This is a genomic window from Winogradskyella undariae, from assembly GCF_013285155.1.
In the GTDB taxonomy this organism is placed as follows: Bacteria; Bacteroidota; Bacteroidia; order Flavobacteriales; family Flavobacteriaceae; genus Winogradskyella; species Winogradskyella undariae.
The window spans coordinates 518,824-541,723 of sequence record NZ_JABTEL010000001.1 but is presented as its reverse complement, the minus strand read 5'-3'; the positions used below and the strand labels follow the sequence as shown (position 1 = coordinate 541,723).

General features: G+C 34.2%; 22 protein-coding genes and 1 riboswitch. Of the genes, 6 read left to right on the top strand and 16 right to left on the bottom strand.

The window, feature by feature from the left end; all coding sequences use genetic code 11:
- Nucleotide 1: 1 nt before the first annotated feature.
- On the bottom strand, nucleotides 2-832 hold the full coding sequence (locus HSX10_RS02225; RefSeq protein WP_173586568.1) for a glucosaminidase domain-containing protein: 831 nt from the start codon (nucleotides 830-832) through the stop codon (nucleotides 2-4).
- Nucleotides 833-835: 3 nt separating this feature from the next.
- Complete coding sequence (locus tag HSX10_RS02220) at nucleotides 836-1,741, bottom strand: 1-aminocyclopropane-1-carboxylate deaminase/D-cysteine desulfhydrase (protein ID WP_173586567.1); 906 nt, start codon at nucleotides 1,739-1,741, stop codon at nucleotides 836-838.
- Nucleotides 1,742-2,261: 520 nt separating this feature from the next.
- Here HSX10_RS02220 and HSX10_RS02215 point away from each other — a divergent pair.
- The 5 genes from HSX10_RS02215 to HSX10_RS02195 all read left to right on the top strand — a co-directional run bounded on the left by HSX10_RS02215 (nucleotide 2,262) and on the right by HSX10_RS02195 (nucleotide 7,328).
- Nucleotides 2,262-2,423, top strand: coding sequence for a C1orf53 family protein (locus HSX10_RS02215; protein ID WP_173586566.1), 162 nt, complete (start codon nucleotides 2,262-2,264; stop codon nucleotides 2,421-2,423).
- Nucleotides 2,423-4,423, top strand: coding sequence for a urocanate hydratase (gene hutU, locus HSX10_RS02210; RefSeq protein WP_173586565.1), 2,001 nt, complete (start codon nucleotides 2,423-2,425; stop codon nucleotides 4,421-4,423). The genes HSX10_RS02215 and hutU overlap by 1 nt, the downstream gene beginning before the upstream one ends.
- 16 nt (nucleotides 4,424-4,439) lie before the next feature.
- Complete coding sequence (locus HSX10_RS02205) at nucleotides 4,440-4,991, top strand: DUF4136 domain-containing protein (RefSeq protein ID WP_173586564.1); 552 nt, start codon at nucleotides 4,440-4,442, stop codon at nucleotides 4,989-4,991.
- Between the two features lie 125 nt (nucleotides 4,992-5,116).
- The gene (locus HSX10_RS02200) at nucleotides 5,117-7,015 is read left to right on the top strand and encodes a SulP family inorganic anion transporter (RefSeq protein WP_173586563.1); all 1,899 of its coding nucleotides are present in this window, start codon (nucleotides 5,117-5,119) and stop codon (nucleotides 7,013-7,015) included.
- Between the two features lie 121 nt (nucleotides 7,016-7,136).
- Nucleotides 7,137-7,328 carry a cold-shock protein gene (locus tag HSX10_RS02195; RefSeq protein ID WP_020895249.1) on the top strand — a complete coding sequence of 64 codons (192 nt, stop codon included), beginning with the start codon at nucleotides 7,137-7,139 and terminating at the stop codon, nucleotides 7,326-7,328.
- Nucleotides 7,329-7,526: 198 nt separating this feature from the next.
- Here the strand turns inward: HSX10_RS02195 and moeB are convergent, their stop codons facing one another.
- The 11 genes from moeB to HSX10_RS02140 all read right to left on the bottom strand — a co-directional run bounded on the left by moeB (nucleotide 7,527) and on the right by HSX10_RS02140 (nucleotide 20,315).
- Entirely contained in the window at nucleotides 7,527-8,576 is a 1,050-nt protein-coding gene (gene moeB / locus HSX10_RS02190) for a HesA/MoeB/ThiF family protein (protein ID WP_173586562.1), read from the bottom strand.
- A complete protein-coding gene (gene thiH, locus HSX10_RS02185) occupies nucleotides 8,576-9,697 on the bottom strand; it encodes a 2-iminoacetate synthase ThiH (RefSeq protein WP_173586561.1) in 1,122 nt (373 codons plus the stop codon). The genes moeB and thiH overlap by 1 nt, the downstream gene beginning before the upstream one ends.
- A 3-nt stretch (nucleotides 9,698-9,700) precedes the next feature.
- A complete protein-coding gene (locus tag HSX10_RS02180) occupies nucleotides 9,701-10,471 on the bottom strand; it encodes a thiazole synthase (protein ID WP_217363218.1) in 771 nt (256 codons plus the stop codon).
- A 123-nt stretch (nucleotides 10,472-10,594) separates the two neighbouring features.
- Nucleotides 10,595-11,200, bottom strand: coding sequence for a thiamine phosphate synthase (gene thiE / locus HSX10_RS02175; protein WP_173586560.1), 606 nt, complete (start codon nucleotides 11,198-11,200; stop codon nucleotides 10,595-10,597).
- Nucleotides 11,190-11,957 carry a hydroxymethylpyrimidine/phosphomethylpyrimidine kinase gene (locus HSX10_RS02170; RefSeq protein WP_173586559.1) on the bottom strand — a complete coding sequence of 256 codons (768 nt, stop codon included), beginning with the start codon at nucleotides 11,955-11,957 and terminating at the stop codon, nucleotides 11,190-11,192. The genes thiE and HSX10_RS02170 overlap by 11 nt, the downstream gene beginning before the upstream one ends.
- Nucleotides 11,958-12,009: 52 nt before the next feature.
- Nucleotides 12,010-12,612 carry a thiamine phosphate synthase gene (locus HSX10_RS02165; protein WP_173586558.1) on the bottom strand — a complete coding sequence of 201 codons (603 nt, stop codon included), beginning with the start codon at nucleotides 12,610-12,612 and terminating at the stop codon, nucleotides 12,010-12,012.
- Between the two features lie 273 nt (nucleotides 12,613-12,885).
- Nucleotides 12,886-14,745, bottom strand: a complete 1,860-nt coding sequence (thiC, locus tag HSX10_RS02160) for a phosphomethylpyrimidine synthase ThiC (RefSeq protein ID WP_173586557.1) — start codon at nucleotides 14,743-14,745, stop codon at nucleotides 12,886-12,888.
- A gap of 30 nt (nucleotides 14,746-14,775) precedes the next feature.
- A complete protein-coding gene (thiS, locus tag HSX10_RS02155; protein WP_173586556.1) occupies nucleotides 14,776-14,979 on the bottom strand; it encodes a sulfur carrier protein ThiS in 204 nt (67 codons plus the stop codon).
- Between the two features lie 46 nt (nucleotides 14,980-15,025).
- A riboswitch (TPP riboswitch) is annotated at nucleotides 15,026-15,120 on the bottom strand.
- A gap of 209 nt (nucleotides 15,121-15,329) precedes the next feature.
- The gene (locus HSX10_RS02150; protein ID WP_173586555.1) at nucleotides 15,330-17,417 is read right to left on the bottom strand and encodes an alpha-ketoacid dehydrogenase subunit alpha/beta; all 2,088 of its coding nucleotides are present in this window, start codon (nucleotides 17,415-17,417) and stop codon (nucleotides 15,330-15,332) included.
- A 450-nt stretch (nucleotides 17,418-17,867) separates the two neighbouring features.
- A complete protein-coding gene (locus HSX10_RS02145) occupies nucleotides 17,868-18,920 on the bottom strand; it encodes a branched-chain amino acid aminotransferase (RefSeq protein WP_173586554.1) in 1,053 nt (350 codons plus the stop codon).
- Between the two features lie 126 nt (nucleotides 18,921-19,046).
- Entirely contained in the window at nucleotides 19,047-20,315 is a 1,269-nt protein-coding gene (locus HSX10_RS02140) for a dihydrolipoamide acetyltransferase family protein (RefSeq protein ID WP_254453187.1), read from the bottom strand.
- A 201-nt stretch (nucleotides 20,316-20,516) separates the two neighbouring features.
- On the opposite strand from HSX10_RS02140, the gene HSX10_RS02135 reads away from it, so the two are divergent.
- Nucleotides 20,517-20,993 carry an Lrp/AsnC family transcriptional regulator gene (locus HSX10_RS02135; protein WP_173586553.1) on the top strand — a complete coding sequence of 159 codons (477 nt, stop codon included), beginning with the start codon at nucleotides 20,517-20,519 and terminating at the stop codon, nucleotides 20,991-20,993.
- Between the two features lie 71 nt (nucleotides 20,994-21,064).
- On the opposite strand, the gene HSX10_RS02130 is transcribed toward HSX10_RS02135, so the two are convergent.
- The 3 genes from HSX10_RS02130 to HSX10_RS02120 all read right to left on the bottom strand — a co-directional run bounded on the left by HSX10_RS02130 (nucleotide 21,065) and on the right by HSX10_RS02120 (nucleotide 22,833).
- The gene (locus tag HSX10_RS02130) at nucleotides 21,065-21,664 is read right to left on the bottom strand and encodes an acyltransferase (RefSeq protein ID WP_173586552.1); all 600 of its coding nucleotides are present in this window, start codon (nucleotides 21,662-21,664) and stop codon (nucleotides 21,065-21,067) included.
- Nucleotides 21,665-21,748: 84 nt separating this feature from the next.
- Nucleotides 21,749-22,501, bottom strand: a complete 753-nt coding sequence (locus HSX10_RS02125; protein WP_173586551.1) for an enoyl-CoA hydratase/isomerase family protein — start codon at nucleotides 22,499-22,501, stop codon at nucleotides 21,749-21,751.
- Nucleotides 22,502-22,545: 44 nt separating this feature from the next.
- On the bottom strand, nucleotides 22,546-22,833 hold the full coding sequence (locus HSX10_RS02120; RefSeq protein ID WP_173586550.1) for a GIY-YIG nuclease family protein: 288 nt from the start codon (nucleotides 22,831-22,833) through the stop codon (nucleotides 22,546-22,548).
- Between the last annotated feature and the right edge of the window lie 67 nt (nucleotides 22,834-22,900).

Below are 22,900 nucleotides of genomic sequence, written 5' to 3'. Positions count from 1 at the left end.
ATTAATTGGGAATAATAAGTTTTTGACCAATTGTAAGGTCATTTGATTTTAAATTGTTCTCAGCTTTTATAGCTTCAACAGATGTTTTATATAATCGAGAAAGAGAATACAATGTATCTCCTTTTGATACCACATGATTTTTAGTGTTATTTTTCTTTACACCTTCAATAATCGTAGTAGATTTCCTTTTAGAGGTCTTAACAGAAGGCTTAAGCACTTCTTCGTCATACTCATATAACTTATAACGCTCAATAAGACTAATCAATTTTTCAGGATATTTTCTGTCGGTTGCATAACCTGCTGCTCTTAATCCTTTAGCCCAACCTTTATAGTCATCTTCATCTAATTTAAATAAATCAGCATAACGACTTCTTCCTGTTAAAAATTCTGAATGATCTTCATAAGACATTTCTGCTTTTGGATATTTTCTAAAACATTCTTGAGAGCGATCATCGTCGTGATAAATTTTATCACCTGTCCATCCATGGCATTTAATTCCAAAGTGATTGTTTGCCTTTACAGCCAAACGTCCACTACCCGATCCTGATTCTAAAATCCCTTGTGCAAGTGTTATACTTGCTGGTATTTTATGCGTACGCATTTTAGATTTAGCAATCTCAGCATATAAATCAATATAAACTTCAACACTGCTTGGCGCTTTAGTTTCTTTTACAACCGTTGGCTTTTCAACAGTTTTTCTACTTTCTTCTTTTTCCTTTACAACGACAGTTTTATTCGTTCTGCTTTCTTTCCTCTTTGTTACAATACCTTTTTTAGGTCCACAACACATTGCCAATACAGCAATTAACACTATTAAATATCTCAACTTCATATTTTATTCTACAATTAAAGGACGTTTTTTACGCTTCAACATTTCATTTACACCTGCAATTCCTTGTAAACCTCCGGTATGAATGGCTAATATATTAGAACCCTCTGGAAAAAATCCCTTCTCAATTAAATCAAATATTCCATAGAGCATTTTACCAGTGTAAATAGGATCTAATGGAATGTTATAATCGGTCTTAAATCTATTGATAAACGAAATCAATTCGGGCTTTATTTTACCATAACCACCAAAGTGATAATCAGTTATCAGTTTCCAATTTTCTTGATTTGCAAATTTACGAATATCTTCTTGTAAAAAATCACCTTTTAACGCCGGAAAACCCAATACTTCCTGATCCTTTTGAGAAGCATTAATTAAACCTGAAATTGTACCTCCTGTTCCAACAGCGCTACAGATATAATTAAAATGAGAATCTTCGGGCACTAAAATTTCTTCACATCCTTTTACTGCTAGATCATTTGTACCGCCTTCAGGTAATATATAACAAGCTTTAAACTCTTCTTTTAATTCATCTAAAAAAGTTTCATTCATCTTTTCTCTATAAGCTTCCCTAGTCACAAACTTTAATTGCATACCACAGGATTTAGCGAATTGTAAAGTGGAATTTAATTCACTTTTATAAGCTAATTCTTCACCTCGAATAATACCTATCGTTGGAATTCCATATTCTTTTCCGGCATAAGCAACCGCTGCAATATGATTTGAAAAAGCACCACCAAAAGTTAACATTGATTTTGCACCAATAACTTTAGCTTGTTTTAAATTATACTTTAGTTTACGAAACTTATTTCCTGAAATAAAAGGATGAATTAAATCTTCGCGTTTAATTGTAAGCTCAATCGAAGAATTCTTTAAGCTTATTTTCTGATTTTGAATAGGATCGTGAAACAAATTATTTATATTTTTAAGATAAACAAGCGCTTATTTAGCAAGACTTACCTAAAGATTAAAACTAAAATTATTCTGCCTTAAAAGTAAGATTTAAATTTCAAAAAAGACCTAGATTTCAAATAGTCCAAATCTTTTTCATTAGCATAGGCTTCACGCTCAAATGAAATATTTCTATATGCTAAATTCCATTTTCTATATTGAATCAATCGTATTAAAAATTCAAATACATAAATAATAAAAAACGGAAGGATTAGTAACTCTATTTGCTGTCGTAAATGTATTTTTTCATGATTTATAATCACCAAATCTTGTTTTAAATTTTTTGTTTTTAAAATTACAAAAGGAAATATGGTAATACCTATATAACCTCTTGGCACTATATATTTTAAAATCAAGATCACAATTTATTCACCTCAAAAATTAAACCATTCTCATTAATTAAAGAGAATAATATCGTATTAAAAAACCTCCCTAGAGTATCAAATTTATTTTCTCGAAATTAAGTTATCTTTGTTTAAATATGAAGAAATACGTTCCGATTGAAGAAGGAGACTACTATCTTACACCAGAAGGCTACCGTTGTTTTACTGAACAATACCATTTAAAACGTGGTTATTGCTGTGAAAGTGGTTGTAGACATTGCCCTTATGGCTTCAATAAAAATACATTAAAAAAGAAGTAATGCAAAGCAGAAAATTATCTTTTAAAGACCAAATATTAGAAGGCATTCCAAATATATTACCAGAGCCAAAACCTTATGATGCCTCTATAAATCATGCACCAAAACGTAAAGCTATTCTGTCGGCTGAAGAAGAAAAATTAGCACTAAGAAATGCCTTACGCTACTTTGATGAAAAGGATCATAAAACGTTATTACCTGAGTTTAAAAACGAATTAAATACGTATGGAAGAATCTATATGTATCGTTTAAGACCAGATTATAAAATCTATGCTAGGCCAATTTCTGAATACCCATCAAATTCAACACAAGCAGCAGCTATTATGCTTATGATTCAGAATAATTTAGACCATGCTGTAGCGCAACATCCTCACGAATTAATTACGTATGGTGGCAACGGTGGTGTATTTTCTAATTGGGCGCAATACAGATTAACAATGGCTTATTTAGCCGAAATGAATGACGAACAAACTTTAGTAATGTACTCTGGCCATCCTATGGGATTGTTCCCTTCACATAAAGAAGCTCCAAGAGTTGTTGTAACTAATGGGATGATGATTCCTAATTATTCAAAACCTGATGATTGGGAAAAATTCAACGCTTTAGGAGTCACACAATATGGACAAATGACAGCAGGAAGTTATATGTACATAGGCCCACAAGGTATTGTACATGGAACAACAATTACGGTATTAAATGCTTTTAGAAAAATAAAAAAAGAACCAAAAGGAAATCTCTTTGTCACTTCTGGTTTAGGTGGTATGTCTGGTGCGCAACCAAAAGCTGGGAACATAGCAGGTTGTATTACGGTTTGTGCCGAAGTGAATCCGAAAATTACACAAGTTAGACTTGATCAAGGTTGGATTGACGAAAAAATAACAGATTTAGATCAGCTCGTTAGTCGTGTAGAAAAAGCCAAAGCAGAAAAAGAAACCATATCTATTGCCTATTTAGGAAATATAGTAGACGTTTGGGAAAAGTTTGATGACGCTAATATTCATATCAACATAGGAAGTGATCAAACTTCGCTTCATAATCCATGGGCTGGAGGCTATTACCCTGTAGATATTTCTTTTGAAGATGCTAATGAAATGATGGCAAATAAGCCAGAACTCTTCAAAGAAAAAGTTCAAGAAACATTACGTCGCCACACAAATGCTATAAACAAGCACACCGCAAAAGGCACTTATTTCTTTGATTACGGAAATGCCTTTTTATTAGAAGCTTCTCGTGCTGGTGCAGATATTATGGCTAGCAATGGTATTGATTTTAAATACTCAAGTTATGTACAAGACATAATGGGCCCCATGTGTTTTGATTATGGGTTTGGCCCTTTTAGATGGGTTTGTGCTTCTGGAAAACCTGAAGACTTAGCTAAAACAGATGCTATTGCATGTGCTGTTTTAGAAGATATTAAAAAGAATTCACCTATTGAAATTCAGCAACAAATGGCTGATAATATTCAATGGATTAAAGGCGCACAAGAAAACAAACTTGTTGTGGGCTCGCAAGCCAGAATTTTATATGCAGATGCAGAAGGTCGAATGAAAATAGCCGAAGCATTTAACCAAGCTATTAAAAATGGTGATATTGAAACTGTTATTTTAGGACGAGATCATCATGATGTTTCAGGGACCGACTCCCCATATAGAGAAACCAGTAATATTTATGATGGTTCTCGGTTTACAGCAGACATGGCCATACAAAATGTAATTGGAGATAGCTTTAGAGGAGCAACCTGGGTTAGTATTCACAATGGCGGTGGAGTTGGCTGGGGAGAGGTTGTTAACGGAGGCTTCGGCATGGTTCTTGATGGCAGTATAGAAGCATCAAAACGATTAAAACAAATGTTATTTTGGGATGTTAATAACGGGATTTCAAGACGAAGTTGGGCTAGAAACGAAGGTGCTGTTTTTGCTATAAAACGTGCAATGGAAGTAGAACCCAACTTAAAAGTGACTTTACCCAATTTCGTGAATGATGATTTATTAAATGAAGTATAATTAAAAACAAAATGTTATGAAAAAATTACTCAAACTCACACCAATGTTTCTTTTACTCGTAGCGTTATCCTCTTGTAGTTCTGTACAAGTTGCTGCAGATTACGACAGAGAAGCTAATTTTGACAATTACAAAACTTTTGCATTTTTTAAACCCGGAATTGATAAAGCTGAAATCAATGATATTGATAAGCGTAGAATTTTAAGAGCTATTGAAGCCGAATTGATGGCTAAGGGTTATACAAAATCTGAAAACCCTGATATGCTTGTTAGCATCTTTACAAAATCGAATCAACGTGTAGACATTTACAATAACGCCTGGGGAAATGGCGCTTGGGGATGGGGCGGTTACGGCGGCTGGGGTTGGAGATCTGGTTGGAATAACAACCAAGTATCTACAACAACAGAAGGTGTATTATTTATAGACCTTATTGATACCAATAAAAAAGAATTAATCTGGCAGGGTTCTGGAACAGGAAATCTAGAAACAAGAAATATGGAAAAGAAAGAAGAGCGCATTAAAGAATTTGTAGCAGAAATGCTGATGCTATTTCCACCAGAAGAAAAATAAAAAACACTTATATTATATACAAAAGCATTGGTCCTCACCAATGCTTTTTTTGTTTGGGCAGTTTACGATTTATAGATTAAATTCAAAAAGTCTACCTTTGCCGCCTTTTAATAATAAGAAATATTATGTTCGGTCAAAACACTATTAAAAACTTCACGCAAAACCCTAAGAATGATATTCTTGCAGGTATCACCGTTTCTTTAGCCATGATCCCTGAGGTTGTTGCCTTTGCCTTTGTTGCTCAAATTAGTCCAATAGTTGCACTTTTTGGTGCCTTTATAATAGGTATCATTTCTGCACTTTTTGGCGGAAGACCTGGTTTAATATCTGGTGCTGCAGGAGCCGTGGCGGTCATTTTTGTTCACATGATTCAAGAAGGGCATGCAAAAGGACTTTTATTCGATTCACCTGTAGAAAACATGGGCTATTTTTATTTATTAGCTGCAGTTGTTTTAATGGGAATTATACAAGTATTAGCAGGTGTTTTTAAGCTTGGAAAATTTGTACGCCTCATTCCACATCCCGTAATGTTAGGGTTTGTAAATGGTTTAGCCATTGTTATTTTTATGGCACAATTAGGAATGTTTAAGGAAAACACAAAAGATGTTTTTGGACAAAACATGCGTAAAACAGAATCTAAAGAACTGATTTATAATGTAAGTGATAATTCTGTGAAAGATTTAATTTCTGACACTAAATTATTTTCGATAAAAGGAGAATCAATAACCAATATTAATACGGGTGAAGAAGTTTTTATTATGTCTAACAATCAAGTTTTCGATGTAAAAACGAAAAAGGTTGTTTTTAATGTTCAGGATAACGGTTTCTACTCTGTTAAAGATAGCGGTGTTGTGAAATCAATTATGGAAGGCAAAAAACTTTACATAATGATAGGTTTGGTCTTATTAACGATGCTTATTATTTGGGGCTTACCTAAATTAACTAAAAAAATGCCAGCAGCATTAACAGCTATTTTAATCGTGACATTGATTTCTATCTTTGGTGGTTTACAATCTATTAATGTAGGAGATTTTATTAGAGATGGTGGTGGCGCTGGACTAAATGGATTTGACGAACTCTCTAGCAAACTAAATCTTGGTGAACTTTGGAGTCATTTGCCATTTAACTTAGACACTTTAAAATTCATTGCACCTTATGCTTTTTTAGCGGCGTCTGTAGGATTAATTGAAACCTTAATGACAATGAATCTTGTAGACGAACTAACAGACACTAGAGGTGACGGAAACAGAGAATGTGTTGCTCAAGGAGCAGGAAACATGGTCAGCGGTATCTTTGGAGGAACTGGTGGTTGTGGAATGATTGGACAAACCGTTATTAACGTTAATGCCGGTGGTAGAGGTCGTTTATCTGGTGTTATGATGGCTATTACGCTTCTAACTTTTATCTTATTTGCAGATAAATATATTGAACAAGTACCAATCGCTGCTCTAGTTGGTGTAATGTTTATGATGGTTATTGAAACTTTTGCTTGGTCTAGTTTAAGAATCATGAAAAAAATACCAATGTCTGACGCTGTCGTTCTTGTCATTGTATCTGTAGTTACGGTTATTTTCGATTTAGCTATAGCTGTATTTGTTGGTGTAATTATTTCAGCCTTATCTTTTGCTTGGGAAAACGCTAAGAAAATTAGAGCCCGTAAGCGTATTCAAGCTGATGGGACAAAAACCTATGAAATTTGGGGTCCTTTATTCTTTGGAAGTATTACTGCTTTTAATGAAAAATTTGATATTAAAAATGACCCTGACCATGTAGAAATCGATTTTGTTGAAGCACGAGTTTCTGATCATTCAGCGATTGAAGCTATTTTTATTATTGTCGAAAAATATCAAGCGGAAGGAAAAACTATCAAATTAAAACATTTAAGTGAAGATTGTAAAATATTACTTTACAAAGCGAACCCTAAATTTAAAGATGTTATTGTTGAAGCCATTAACGACCCTAGATATCATTTAGCTGCTGATCCTGAAAAATTTACAAGACCATTGTCTGAATATAATGTTTAAATTTAATTGGCTATAAACAGAGATTAAAGCGCTTATTACAATAATTAAAAATAACTAGATTAAATTAATTGAATTTCAATTAATTACCTTATATTTGCACCTTAATTTAATATATTTTAATATGAGTACTGGTACAGTAAAATTTTTTAATGACTCTAAAGGTTTTGGATTCATAACAGAAGAAGGAAACAATAAAGAGCATTTTGTACATATTTCTGGTTTAGTCGATGAGATTAGAGAAGGTGATAATGTAGAATTCGATTTAGCAGAAGGAAAAAAAGGATTAAACGCAGTTAATGTAAAAGTTATATAATTATATATCTTACAATCTTTTTAAGAATAGAAGCCTATCTTTTAGATAGGCTTTTTTATGCTTAATAATTTAAGGTTTTATATTAAAAAGAATCGGCAGCCTTAATTTAACAACCAATTATCATCTTTTCTTTTTATAAGACTAGAAAGTGTTTGTTTTAGAGCTAATGTTATTGAAAACTACACTTTAAATACGCCACTATAATCCTTCTTTTAAATTATAAAAAACGGACTTTTCTAATCGTTTTTTTAAATAAGTAATAGCGCTATTACTTCTTTTTCCAGATTTGCAATAAACAACGACAGGTAATGTAATATCTATTTCTTTAAATCGTTTTGATAACTGTCCTAGAGGAATATGTTGTCCACCAATATGATACGCTTCTCTTTCTGATGCTTCTCTAACATCTAACAAATTATAACGTCCTTTGTTTCTATTCAATTCATCTAATGTGATCTCTTTAGTTGAAACAATGCCGCAGAAAAAATTATAATCTTTTTCTAAAGCATTAATTGTTGACGTTTCATCTTTTTCAAAACCCAATATCTGTTGATTCAAACTTAAAGCATCAAATAATAATAGCTTATTCGTCAACAGTTCTCCAACACCACAAATAAGCTTAATGGCTTCATTTGCCTGTAAACTCCCAATAATGCCAGGCAAAACACCCAGGACACCTATTTCTGAACAACTAGGAGACGCTTCAGGTTTTGGAGGTGTTGGATACAAACATCTATAAGTTGCACTTCCTAAATAATTAAAGACACTAACTTGACCTTCGAATTTAAAAATAGCGCCGTAAACTAAAGGTTTGTTCGTAATTACTGCTGCATCGTTTGTTAAATATCGCGTTGAAAAATTATCACTTCCGTCTATTATTATATCATAATTAGAGAATAACCCCATTGCATTTTCACGAGTTAGTTTTTCGTTATAAGTATTAAAAAGCACAAACGGATTCAATTGAGATAACCGCTTAGCAGCTGTTTCTGCTTTAGAAAAACCAACATCATTAATAGTATATAAAATCTGACGTTGTAAATTACTTTGATCGACTATGTCATGGTCTATTATACCAATAGTTCCAATACCTGCCGCTGTTAAATATTGTAAAACAGGACAACCTAAACCACCAGCACCAATGACTAAAACCTTTGCTTGCTTCAGTTTTAATTGTCCTGCTTCCCCTATTTCATCTAAAATAAGATGACGACTGTATTGCTTTCGTTCTTCTGCGGTAAGACTCATTACTTTTGTATTTCTTCAAAATGTTCCCAATCTTTCCAAACCACTTCTAATCCTTGACCTTTTAACATTTTTACGATTTCTTCTGTACTCCTTTCATCAGAAATTTCAAACTGCTCTAATGATTGTGGCTCTACAGTATAACCACCCGGATTTGTTTTAGATTCTGCACTAATTGAAGTAGCACCTAATTGAACAATATTATTTCTAAATATTTCATTTTCCCTTGTAGACATAGACAATTCTATATCTTCATCTAACAAACGAAAAGCACAAATTAATTGCACCAGATCACTATCGGTCATTTCTACTTTTGGCTCTAAACCTCCAGAATGCGGCCTTAATCTTGGAAATGAAATAGAGTACTTTGTTTTCCAATATGTTTTCTGTAAGAATTTTAAATGTAACGCTGTAAAAAAACTATCGGCACGCCAATCTTCTAAACCAAATAAAGCACCTAAACCTATTTTATGAATTCCTGCTTTTCCTAATCGGTCTGGCGTATCTAAACGGTAATTAAAATTAGATTTCTTTCCTTTTGGATGGTGTTTCTTATACTCTTCTCTATGATACGTTTCTTGATATACCAATACAGCGTATAATCCGTTTTCAATTAATAACTCATACTCTTCTTGATTTAAAGGCTGTACTTCTATAGTGATATTAGAAAATTGAGAGCGGATTAACTTAATAGCATTTTTGATATAATTTACACCTACCATTTTATTAGCTTCACCTGTCACTAACAAAATATGGTCGTAACCTTTTGCTTTTAAAAAAGCCACTTCTTTTAAAATTTCAGCATCGGTTAATGTGCGTCTTGGTATTTTGTTAGTCATGCTAAAACCGCAATACGTACAGATGTTCTGGCACTCGTTACTTAAGTACATTGGCGCATACATTTGTATGGTATTGCCAAAACGTTTTTTAGTGAGCATGCTACTTTTCTGTGCCATTCGTTCTAAAAATGGTTTTGCAGCAGGAGAAATTAAGGCTTTAAAATCTTCTAAATCTAGCTTTTCTTTTGCTAAGGCATTTTCTACCTCAACGGTCGTTTTACTAAAGATACTCTCTAGTGTATTATCCCAATTATAAGTATCGAAAAGTTCTATGAAATTTGCCATACTTTAGTTTAAAAAACTTGTTAACGGACTACTAGCTTCCGCTTTATTTTTAATAGGAGCTAGTTTGGCTTCAAACGCCATTCTACCAGCTTCCACTGCCATTTTAAATGCTTTTGCCATCGCTACCGGATTTTTAGATACTGCAATTGCTGTATTTATTAACACAGCATCGGCACCTAATTCCATTGCATAAGCCGCATGCGATGGCGCGCCAATACCTGCGTCTACAATGACAGGTACATTAGATTGCTCAATAATAATCTCTAAAAAATCTTGCGTTTTTAATCCTTTGTTACTTCCTATCGGTGCTCCCAATGGCATAACACATTGTGTTCCTACATCTTCTAATCGCTTACACAATACAGGATCCGCATGAATGTAAGGCATCACTACAAATCCCAATTTTACTAATGCTTCAGCCGCTTTTAAAGTTTCTATAGGATCTGGTAATAAATACCTAGGATCTGGATGAATTTCTAATTTAATCCAGTTAGTCCCTAAAGCCTCTCTTGATAATTCTGCTGCGAAAATGGCTTCTTTAGCGGTTCTAACCCCAGATGTGTTTGGTAATAAATTAATATGAGCATGTTGTAAATGCGTTAAAATATCATCTTCATTATTTTGAACATCTACTCTTTTTAAAGCAACCGTTATGAGTTCACTTTTGGAAGCCAATAAAGCATCTTTCATTACTTCTGAAGAGCTAAACTTTCCTGTTCCGGTGAATAATCTAGAGGTAAATTCTTTATCTGCTATTTTTAATATTTTATTCATTTCTTTGTCTTTTTGAATTCGTATACTATTTGAATTCGTGTCAGGTTGAGCGCAGTCGAAACCTAATTAAACTTTATTTACAAGTTAATCTCTTGACTGCGCTCGAGGAGACATGCTTATTTTTTAGTATAAAATCTCTTTAAATTTTGAAATACTTGTAAAATCTTTAGTTATTGTCCCTGAGACCGCTATGCCATAAACACCTGTTGCTATAATTGCCGGAACGTCTTCCATACCAATACCACCAATAGCAATTATAGGCTTGGCTTCTTTTAATTTATCTATTAACTGCTTATAGCCTTCGATACCTAAAATTGGACTTAAATTCTTTTTAGTTTCTGTAAACTGAAAAGGTCCTAAACCAATATAATCCACTTGCTTTTCTATTAAACCTTTGCAATCTTCTAAAGTGTTTGCAGTACCACCAATTACAAATTGTTTTCCCAAATAAACTCTAGCTATTAATGGACATGTATCTGTTTTTCCTAAATGAACACCGTCTGCTTTTACGGCTTTAGCTATTTTATAATGATCATTTATTATGAGCTTTACTTTAAATTGAGTGGTGATTTTTCTAGCTTTTTTTGCAGTTTCTAAAATGATATCTAGTGCCATTTCTTTTAAACGCAACTGTACTAATTCTGCTCCATTTTCACATGCTTTTTGTATGTTTTCTAAATGATCTTGCGATGTTTTACCTTGAGAGATATAATGTAGTTTACTTAGCATTTTCTGTATATTTATGTGTTCCTAGCAAGGTGTTGTTTGAATTTAAAAACTGTTCGGTATACCTTTTTACATTTTTACAAGCATCTTCTATGCTCATTCCTTTTTCTAAATTAGAAGCTAATGCTGACGATAAAACACAACCACTTCCATGCTTTTGAAAAACGGTTTCTGCAATTGGCGGAATGTTTAGCTTTACTATTTTACTGTAGTAAACTTCGTCCCATCCTTTTTTATCGGTTCTATGACCTCCTTTTAAGTAGATATTTGTTCTTTCTGATATAAAATCGATGGTGTCTTCTATAGATTTCTCTGGAAATAAGGCTTCAATCTCTTCGTAATTTGGTGTAATAAAATCACAACTTCTCAAGACTTCTTCTAAAATTTTTAAATCTTGTTTATTATGAAAACTAAAACCTGCACTTGCTTTTAAAACAGGGTCTAGTACTATTTTTATAGTTGGATTTAGCTTTTTTAATGTTTGAATAACCTCTAATAAAACGTCCCAAGATTGGATGATTCCTATTTTCACTACAGCAATTGAAAAGCGTTGAAACAACACTGAAATTTGATTTAAAATGATTTCCTTTTCAATCCAAATACAATCTTTAAAATCTATATCGTTTTGGATAGTAACTGCTGTGCACACGGATAAACCATACAAACCATGAGCTTCAAATGTTTTAATATCTGACGTAATTCCGGCGCCACTTGATGGATCTAAACCCGCTATTGTTAATATGTAGTTTTTTTGATTCAAATTTTTAATTTATTTAGTTCTCGACTGCGCTCGAACTGACAATCGGATATTATTATTGTGTTGTAAAAGCTTGATAAGAACGTTTTATACTTTTAAAGCTCTCAACAGGATTTTCTGTATTCCAAACACCACCTAAAACACCAATTCCTTTAAACCCCAATTTTATGGTTTCTTCTATCGTTTCTTCACTAATACCACCCATACCAATGATTGTTTTATCTATATGGTTAACCTCAAAACCTTTTCCCTGATAACCTTTTTTAGATATTGAAGAAAAAACAGGACTTAATAAATGATAATCGAACTCAAAATAACACGTTTTTAACACGTCTGGATCATGAAAAGAAGAGCTTATTGTTTTACCAAACATATCTAGATTTTTAAAATATTGACCAGGATTATCTATATGGTCAATTCTTTTTTGTTCTTGAAAATGAATACCTTTTAAATTGAAATCGTTTATCAACTCATGGAAATAATGCACTACAATTCTGTTGTGATATTCTTTATCAATTTTATTTAAATACGCAACGTGTTCTTCGTAGTTTTTCTCTGGTTTTCTCAAATGATACACCAATAAACCTTCTCTAAATAATTGGTTTAGTATTTCTATTTCGTTTGGAATATCGTTTTCTGGTGCGATAAGAACTATCATAGGTTTTTAGTTTTTAATATTAAAAGATAAGATTACTTCGTCGTACCTCCTCGTAATGACGGTTACTTGGATTTTGAGTTAGGGATTACTCAGTTATTCTATTTTATTAAATAGGAACTCGTGAGTGTTATACAATTATAATGGCATTCTTTTGCTGTCAGTTCGAGTAAATTTATGCTGTGCCTTAATAAATTTGTATCGAGAACCAGCAAAAAATATAACGGAAAGCCCGACCACGCTTTTTTTTCAAAGCGTGGAAACTTCCTTATAATTTTACAGATAGACTTCGGATCCTTTTTCTTTAAACTCTTTAGATTTCTCTTCCATTCCTTTTGCAATAACCTCGTTATCCACGATATCGTTAACAGCAGCAAAATCACGTACTTCTTGAGAAATTTTCATGGAGCAGAATTTTGGTCCGCACATAGAGCAAAAATGAGCAATTTTAGCACCTGCCGCAGGTAAAGTTTCATCATGATATTCACGAGCTCGCTCTGGGTCTAATCCTAAATTAAATTGATCTTCCCAACGGAACTCAAAACGCGCCATACTCAACGCATTGTCTCTGTGTTGCGAGCCTGGGTGACCTTTGGCCAAATCTGCAGCATGCGCAGCCAATTTATAAGTTACCACACCAACACGCACATCTTCTTTATTGGGTAAACCCAAGTGCTCTTTTGGCGTTACGTAGCACAACATGGCACAACCGTACCAACCTATCATTGCGGCTCCAATACCTGAAGTAATATGATCGTAACCTGGTGCAATATCTGTAGTTAAAGGGCCTAAAGTGTAAAAAGGAGCTGCGTCGCAAAGTTCTATTTGCTTCTCCATATTTTCTTTAATCATGTGCATTGGCACGTGTCCTGGTCCTTCTATAAAACACTGTACTTCGTGTTTACGTGCAATTTGCGTTAGCTCTCCTAGCGTTTCTAATTCTGCAAATTGTGCTTCGTCATTAGCATCTGCAACAGAACCTGGACGCAGACCATCTCCTAAAGAAAAGGCTACATCGTACTGTTTTAAGATTTCGCAAATATCTTCGAAATGCGTATATAAAAAACTTTCTTTATGATGTGCTAAACACCACTTTGCCATAATAGATCCGCCACGAGATACAATACCAGTAACACGTTTTGCCGTCATTGGCACGTAACGTAATAACACACCTGCGTGAATGGTAAAATAATCGACTCCTTGTTCGGCTTGCTCAATTAAGGTGTCGCGAAAAATTTCCCATGTTAAGTCTTCGGCAACACCATTTACTTTTTCTAATGCTTGGTAAATGGGCACGGTACCCACTGGTACTGGTGAGTTACGTATAATCCACTCGCGCGTTTCATGAATATTTTCTCCGGTAGATAAATCCATAATATTATCTGCTCCCCAACGGCAAGCCCACACTGCTTTTTCTACTTCTTCTTCTATGGATGAGGTAACGGCAGAATTTCCAATATTTGCATTTATTTTTACTAAGAAGTTTCGACCTAAAATCATAGGTTCTGCTTCTGGGTGATTAATATTTGACGGAATAATTGCGCGACCTCTTGCGACTTCCGACCTTACAAATTCTGGTGTAATTTTATCTGGAATAGAAGCACCAAAGTGTTCACCTTTATGTTGCTTTCTAATCTCTGTCATTTCATCTATTCGTTGATTTTCGCGAATAGCGATATACTCCATTTCTGGTGTAATTAGTCCTTTTTTAGCATAATGTAATTGGGTTACGTTTTGACCTTTTTTAGCTCTTAGCGGATTCTTTAATAACTTAAAACGCATGTGATCTAAACTAGCATCGTTTAAACGCTCGTTACAATATTCTGAAGAGAATGATTCTAATTCCTCTACATCACCACGTTCTTTAATCCAAGGTTCTCGAATTCTTTCGATACCACTATGTACATCTATTGCTTTCTCTGGATCTGTGTAAGGCCCAGAAGTATCATAAATAGTTACGGGCTCGTTGGGTGTTTTCTTTTTTGTCATTGAGTCTATCGTATCACTCAATGTAATTTCACGCATAGCAACTTTAATTTGCGGGTGAATTTTTCCGTTGACGTAGATTTTCTTAGAATTCGGAAACGGATGTCTTGTAATACCGTTTTGCTTTGGAGCTGTGTCTTTGTTCTTCATTTGATAATTGGTTTCCTTTTAAAATAAAAATCATCCTCCTTGAGTAGATTTTATAATTAAAATATCATCATTATTGTGAAGTAATCTTGAAGACCAATCTGTTTTTTTAACCACAGTATTATTTATAGCAATAGCAATGCCGTTTGTTTGAATTTTTAAATTTTCAACAAACTCTTGTAGTGTTATGTTTTCTAAAATGTAGTGATCTTCTTGGTTTACTTTTATAGTAATCATATTTATAAAATATTACTGTAAACCAAAATGGTAGTATTTCGATGTTTTATCGAACATAACTTTTTCCTACGTTGGTATTAACCAAATCAGGTTCTAAGGATGTTTCTCAAACTAATTTAATAGCTACTCCTAAAGTTTACACCTCAAATATAAAAGATTATTTACGACTTCCATACGCTTTCCAATTTATTTTTGAAATCTCTTTTTTTGAAAAAACATATTTTAACTAAAATCTATTTCTATAAAAATGAAGCAAATTGAAGTCATAAAAAAAAGGGATTCATAATTGTTTTCCAATTACGAATCCCTTTTATTACACACATAACTATGTATCTAATACTGTTATAAATTTAATAGTTTAGTAGCTTTTCTATCTTAGCTTTCACTTTTTCTATTGAAGGAATCATGGTTTGCTCTAAAGTTGAATTTAATGGTATTGCTGGCATATTTTCACTACCAATAGTCATTACTGGTGCATCTAAATATTTGAAACATTCTTCTTGAATTTTTCCAGATAATGCTCTGGCAAAACTATTATTTGAAGGCTCTTCTGTTACAACAAGACATTTTCCAGTTTTCTTAACCGATTTCATAATGGTGTCTTCGTCTAAAGGATATAAAGTACGTAAATCAATTACTTCTATCTGATCTTGCATTCCTAATGCTTCCGATGCATTCATTGCCCAATGTACTCCCATTCCGTAAGTCACAATAGTTAATGTTTCTAAATTTTCTTGTTTCCAAATTTCTTGTAAAACCCATGCTTTACCTAAAGGCAATACATAATCTTCACTTGGCTCCACAGACGTTGCACCTTGCGTTCCTGGCACTTTAGACCAATACAACCCTTTGTGTTCTAAAATTACAACTGGATTAGGATCGTAATAAGCCGCTTTCATCAATCCTTTTAAATCTGCTCCATTACTTGGATACGCTATTTTAATACCACGAATATTTGTAATTACAGATTCAACTGAAGATGAATGATAAGGTCCTCCACTTCCATAAGCACCAATGGGCACTCTAAGAATCATAGAAACCGGCCATTTTCCGTTAGATAAATAACAACTTCTACTAACTTCTGTAAATAACTGATTTAAGCCAGGCCAAATATAATCGGCAAACTGAACCTCAACAATTGGTTTTAATCCAACTGCACTCATTCCAACGGTTGAACCAACAATAAAAGCTTCTTGAATTGGTGTATTAAACACTCTATCGTCTCCAAATTTTTGCGCTAATGTTGCTGCTTCTCTAAAAACACCACCAAGTCTTCCACCAACATCTTGACCGTAAAGCAAACATTCTTTATGCTTTTTCATTAATTCTTCTACAGCGAAAAGTGCACAATCTACCATCACTACTTTTTCGGCACCTTCCGGTGAACGTGTTCCTTTTTCTTCCGTAATTGGTGTAGGTACAAAGTCGTTTGTAAATAAATCTTCAGGTTTTGGGTCTTCAGCTTTCAAGGCTTTTTCAAAATCGGATTGTACATCTGCATAGGCAGAAGCTTCAATTTGCTTCACTTCCTCTACTGAAAATCCTGCATCTAATAATTGTTGTTTTATTACTGGATATGGATCACGAGAACGTGCCTCTTCCAAATCATCACGATACCATTCCATTCGTACACCAGAAGTATGATGATTTAATAATGGCACTTTTGCGTGTACTAAAAATGGTCTGCGTTCTGTACGGATAGTTTCTATAACTTTTTCTAAGGCTTCGTAGCTTTCTGTAAAGTTGGCGCCATCTATTGATATCGCGTCTAAACCTTTAAATCCTGCTGCATATTCAAAAGCATTTTGCGCTCTCGTTTCTGCTGCATTGGCACTAATATCCCAACCGTTATCTTGAACTAAATATAAGATTGGCATTTGCTTTAAAGCTGCCATTTGAAACGCTTCTGCTATTTCTCCTTCGGTTACAGAGGCGTCTCCTAAAGAACAAACTGTTATTGGTTTTAGAGCGTTCTCGACTGCGCTCGAACTGACAGGATCTGATTCCAAACTATAATCATCTAAACCTTGTAATTCTTTATACTGCATGCCCATGGCGACTCCCGTAGCTGGAATGGTTTGCATTCCGGTTGCGGAAGATTGATGTGGAATTTTAGGCTTATCGTCATCCTTTAAACTAGGATGTGAATAATAGGTTCTTCCTCCAGAAAATGGATCGTCTTTTTTAGCTAACAATTGCAACATTAAATCGTAAGGTTCTAAACCAAAAGATAGTAACATGGCATCGTCTCTGTAATATGGAAATGCATAATCTTGAGGTAATAATTGTAGTCCTAAAGCGATTTGAATGGCTTCATGTCCACGAGATGTTGCATGTACGTATTTTGAAACTTGTTTAAAATTAGCTTCGTATAATTCTGCCATTGCTTTTGCTGTGCAGAGTTTTGAAAATCCTTTTTCTAGTGTTTCTTTTTTCATCTTGAATCGTTCTGTCATTGTGAGGACGAAGGACGTGGTAATCTCTTGTTGAGATGTTTCTCTTTCGCTTTGAATGACATTAATTTATGTTTAATTATTACTCAGAGTTTCATTGAGTTTTCGCAGAGATTCTATGAGATTCCTCGCTTTCGCTCTGAATGATATTATATTTATACTACCTACTTCGAAATGGATTCCTGCCTTCGCAGGAATGACAAAACGTTAGGTCAGTTCGAGTGAAATTGCTTTTTCTGCAATTTTGTATCGAGAACTTTTATTGCTTCTCGATACAACTTGCTAATGCTTCACAAATCACTCGAAGTGACACTATTGCTTATTGCACGGTAATTTCTGCGTTAGCGATTGAACGGTCTGTTTGAGCTCCTTTTTGTTTTTCTCAAAAAGAGCGAGTAGTGAAAGCGCGACCCTTGTGGTAACGCCCAAATGACTCTAAGCCTTAATCATCCATCCAAATTTATCTTCAACCTTTCCTGTTTTTATAGCGTTTAAGGTGTTATTTACTTCTAAACCAACCGGACTTTCGTCGGAAACATGAATAACATCATCACCAACCCCAATGTCTTGAATGTAAGCAATACCAACGGCTGTACCAGTTCCGAATGCTTCTTCTAAGGTTTTATTTTTTGAAGCCTCTTGCACCTCATCAATTGTGATGGCACGCTCTATAACGTCGTAACCTTTATCTTTTAAAATAGCGATAACACTCATTCTAGTAATACCATCTAAAATAGAACCATCGCGTTTTGGCGTGATGAATTTACCTTCGATTTTAAAGAAAATATTCATGGTTCCTACTTCCTGAATATATTTATGTTCTACTGCGTCTAGCCACAATACTTGATCGTAACCTTTAGCTTTTGCTAACTCTGTTGGACGAATAGCTGCCGCGTAATTACCTGCTGCTTTTGCCTCTCCTGTTCCTCCTGCTGCTGCACGTATGTACTGTTTTTCGGCCCACAATTTAATACGGTTACTAAAAAATGGTCCTGCTGGAGATGCCATGATTATAAACTTATAATGATTTGCTGCCCGCATACCAATAAATGGCTCGTCGGCATACATGAATGGCCTTAAGTATAGTGCGCTTCCGTCTGCTGGTGGAATCCAACTGCGTTCGATATCTACTAATTGTTTTAAACCTTCTACGAATAAATCTTCTGGAAAATTAGGCATTCCCATTCGGTCTGCACTTGTATTTAATCGTGCTGCATTTTTATCTACTCTAAACAACATTGGGTTTCCATTTGCATCTACAGTTGCTTTCATGCCTTCGAAAATGGCTTGTCCGTAATGTAAAGCCATTGCTGCTGGATGTGTAGGAATCATTCCCATTGGGATTATTCTTGGGTTTACCCATGTGCCATTGTTATAATCACAAATAAACATGTGATCTGTGAATGTTGTGCCTAATGGTATGTTATTGAAGTCTAAAGCATCTACTTTAGATTTTTCTACTTTTGTTATTGAAATGTTAGGTTTCATAATTTTATTTTTTTTCGTCAGTTCGAGTCAAATTGCTTTTTTGCAATTTTGTATCGAGAACCTCTGAAAGCTTCTCGATACGATTCCGATAAAAAAATCAGAATCATTCGAAGTGACGTACGTTTTTTATATTTCTCTATTGATATCGAATTGTTCGAAATAATCTGCTACTCTTTTTACAAAACTTCCGCCTAAAAAGCCATCAACTACTCTGTGGTCAAAAGACAGTGATAAATACATCATGCTTCTAATTGCAATTTCATCACCTTTTTCGGTAGTAATAACTTCTGGTCTTTTTTTGATGATTCCTAAAGCTAAAATGGCAACTTCGGGTTGATTGATAATTGGTGTTCCCATGACACTTCCAAAAGTTCCTACGTTAGAAATTGTGAAGGTGCTGCCTTTTATATCGTCTACTGCTAGTTTGTTTTCTCTAGCTTTTCCTGCTAATTCGTTTACGTTACTAGCAATCTCTTTTAAATTTTTAGTATCTGCATTTTTTACTACAGGTACTATTAAGTTTCCACTTGGTAATGCTGTTGCCATACCAATATTAATATCTTCTTTTACAATAATGTTATTACCATCGACAGAAGCATTAATATTCGGAAAATCTTTTACTGCTTTCGCTACCGCTTCTACAAATAATGGCGTGAAGGTTAAACGTTCTCCGTGCTTTTGTTGAAAAGCTACTTTTTTTGCATTTCTCCAGTTCACCATGTTTGTCATGTCTGCTTCTACATAAGCAGTAACATGTGGTGATGTGTGTTTTGAGTATACCATATGATCGGCAATCATCTGACGCATACGGTCCATTTCGATGACTTTTCCTTTGCCTTTATCGAAATTTAATTGTGGAATTCTATATGCTGTTGGATCTTTCTCTGCAGCTGGTTGTGCGAACTTAAATGGTCTACCATCTTCTATATATTGAAACACATCGCTTTTACGAAGCCTCCCTTCGTGACCTGTTGCAGGAATTCGTGCTAATTCTTCAAAACTGATGTGATGTTCTTTTGCTATTGAAATGATTAATGGCGAAAAGAATGTGTTTGAATTTGATGTTGAAAATGAAGTTGAAGCTTGTTGAACTTGTTTTGGTCTTTTTGGTACTTTTTCCTTCTTTTGAGACGTCTCGACTGCGCTCGACGAGACATTACCTTGCTTTAAAGGTTGTACGTCTTCTGAAACTTCAAGAATTGCCATAACTTCTCCAACAGGAACTACATCTTTAGCTTGAAACATCGTTTTTACTAAAGTTCCTGAAGCTGGTGCAGGCACTTCATTATCGACTTTATCTGTTGCTACCTCAAGAATAATATCTCCTTCTTCAAATGTATCTCCTTCAGCAACTAACCAGTTGATTATAGTTCCTTCAGTAATACTTTCGCCCATTTTAGGCATTTTTAATTCAAAAGTCATCAAGCTGTTATAGTTTAGGATTATAAGAATTAAAGATAATGTATATCGCATTACACAATTGTTAAAATCTTTTAATTTACCATTAAAAAGGATATTATTCTTAAAATAAACACCATTACAGATTATTAGACTTTTAATCATTAAATTTACCGCTTTAAAGCAACTAATTTTCTCATGCCACATACACTCGATAAAATAGACACACAACTGTTAGCTATACTACAAAAGAATAGCAATCGAACAACAAAAAGTATAGCAGAAGAACTAGGTATGAGCACTTCACCAATATTTGAACGTATAAAAAAATTGGAAAAGGAAGGGTATATTGAAAAATATGTCGCTGTTTTAAACAATAAGAAAATAGGTTTAAAGCTGACTGTTTTTATAGGAATCACTTTGCAAGGTCATACGCGAAGTTATTTAGAAAAGTTTGTAAAGGAAATCAACAACTTTCCGGAAGTTGTAGAATGCCATCGCGTCAGTGGAAATTTTGACTATTTATTAAAACTAGTTGTAGAGGATATTGAAGCTTATGAAACGTTTATCATTTCAAAATTAACGCTTCTTCCATATTTAGGGAATGTACAAAGTTTGATTGCTTTGTCTACGAGTAAAGAAACTAATGAAATTGATTTGAGTCGGATTTTGTAAGTAACAAATAGATTAAAAACTTCTCGATACAATTCCGATAAAAAATCGGAATCACTCGAAGAGACGTCATTTTATTTTTTGAACGTTTCCCGAAGTGTTTTATAAACATCATCTTGAACTTTCATGTTTTCTGGCACTTCTCTTAATGGTTCAACTTCTCGTAAACTCTCGTGACAATCTGCTGGTAATTGTTGGTACAACTGTGTGCCTTTTGTTTTCCACGCAATCATTTCATCTGTAATTCCTCTAATTACTTTTGCAGGATTCCCAACTACTAAACTTCTATATGGAATTTTGGTTTCGGCTTTTACAAACGACATGGCTCCAATAATACATTCGTCACCAATTTCGGCATCATCCATGATGACAGTGTTCATTCCAATGAGGCAATTTTCACCCAAATTAGCGCCATGAATAATAGCACCATGACCAACATGTGCACTTTCTTTTAATGTGATGGACTTGCCAGGAAACATATGCACTGTACAATTCTCTTGCACGTTAACACCATCTTCTAAAATAATTTGTCCCCAATCTCCACGAATCGCTGCTCCTGGACCAATATAACAGTTTTTGCCAATGATGACGTTTCCTGTTACTGCTGCTAATGGATGTACGAAACTTGATTTATGTACTACTGGTGTGTAACCTTTGAATGAATAAATTGCCATCTTTTTTGTCGAGTTTATCATTCAGAGCGAAGCGAAGAATCACATCAAGAGATTACCACGTTTTTCGTCCTCGCAATGAAATTTTTATTTAAATCCTTTTAATTTTTCTTTAGTGAACTCACTCAAAACTAGTTTTCCACTTGTTGCTGCACGTTCTGCAAGAAGCACATCCCAATCATTAGTTCCTAGCCAGAATACTTTTTTCATTTCTAACATGGCTTCTGTATTGTAAGTACATAAATGTTCTGCTGTTGTTTTCACGGCTTCGTCTAATGCTTCTGTCGTGTCGAAAACATGGGTATATAATCCTTTCTGTTTTGCGAATTCTGGTGTGTAAAATGTGTTGGCATCTATTGCAATTTGCGACATGGCGCTTAAGCCCATTTTACGCTCTATTGCTGGTCCGACTACAAAAGGTCCGATTCCTATATTTAACTCACTTAGTTTAATGGAAGCGAACTTTGTTGCCATACAATAATCGGTTGCTGCTGCTAAACCAACTCCTCCACCAACAGTTTTCCCTTGAATACGACCAATAATAAATTTAGGACATTTACGCATCGCATTAATTACATTTGCGAAACCTGAAAAGAATACTTTTCCTGTAGCAGCGTCATTGATGTTTATTAATTCTTCGAAGCTTGCTCCTGCACAAAAGGTTCTTTCTCCTCCACTTTTAAGAACTACAACTTTAATAGCCTCATTAGTTCCAGCATCTGTTATGGTTTGCGCTAGTTTTGTTAAAATATTTCCTGGCAATGAATTATGTGCAGGATGGAAAAACTCGATGTATCCTACTTCGTTTTTAATTTCTAGTTTTACGTATGGTTCTGTCATCACGATAGTGTTCCCGTGAAAACGGGAATCTTATTATTTTAGTTCTACTTAGTTTTATTATACAAATCCAACCAATCTGAATTTTGTTCTTCTATCAATTCTATTTTCCAAGCTCTATTCCATTTCTTCATTTGCTTTTCTCTTAATTTAGCTTCTTCTTTTGTTTCAAACTCTTCTGAGTAAACAAGTTTATCTAAATTATACCTTGCAGAAAATGTAGTTGGATGGACTTTATTTTTATGCTGATAAATTCTTTTCTTTAAATTTTTTGTCTCTCCAATATACAAAACACCATCCTTGTTATTTGTTATTATGTAGATGTAGTGTTTCATAGTTATTTGCTTTGAAAACTGGAATATTTCAACTTATTGCCTTTATTTACAAGACACCCGATTTCTC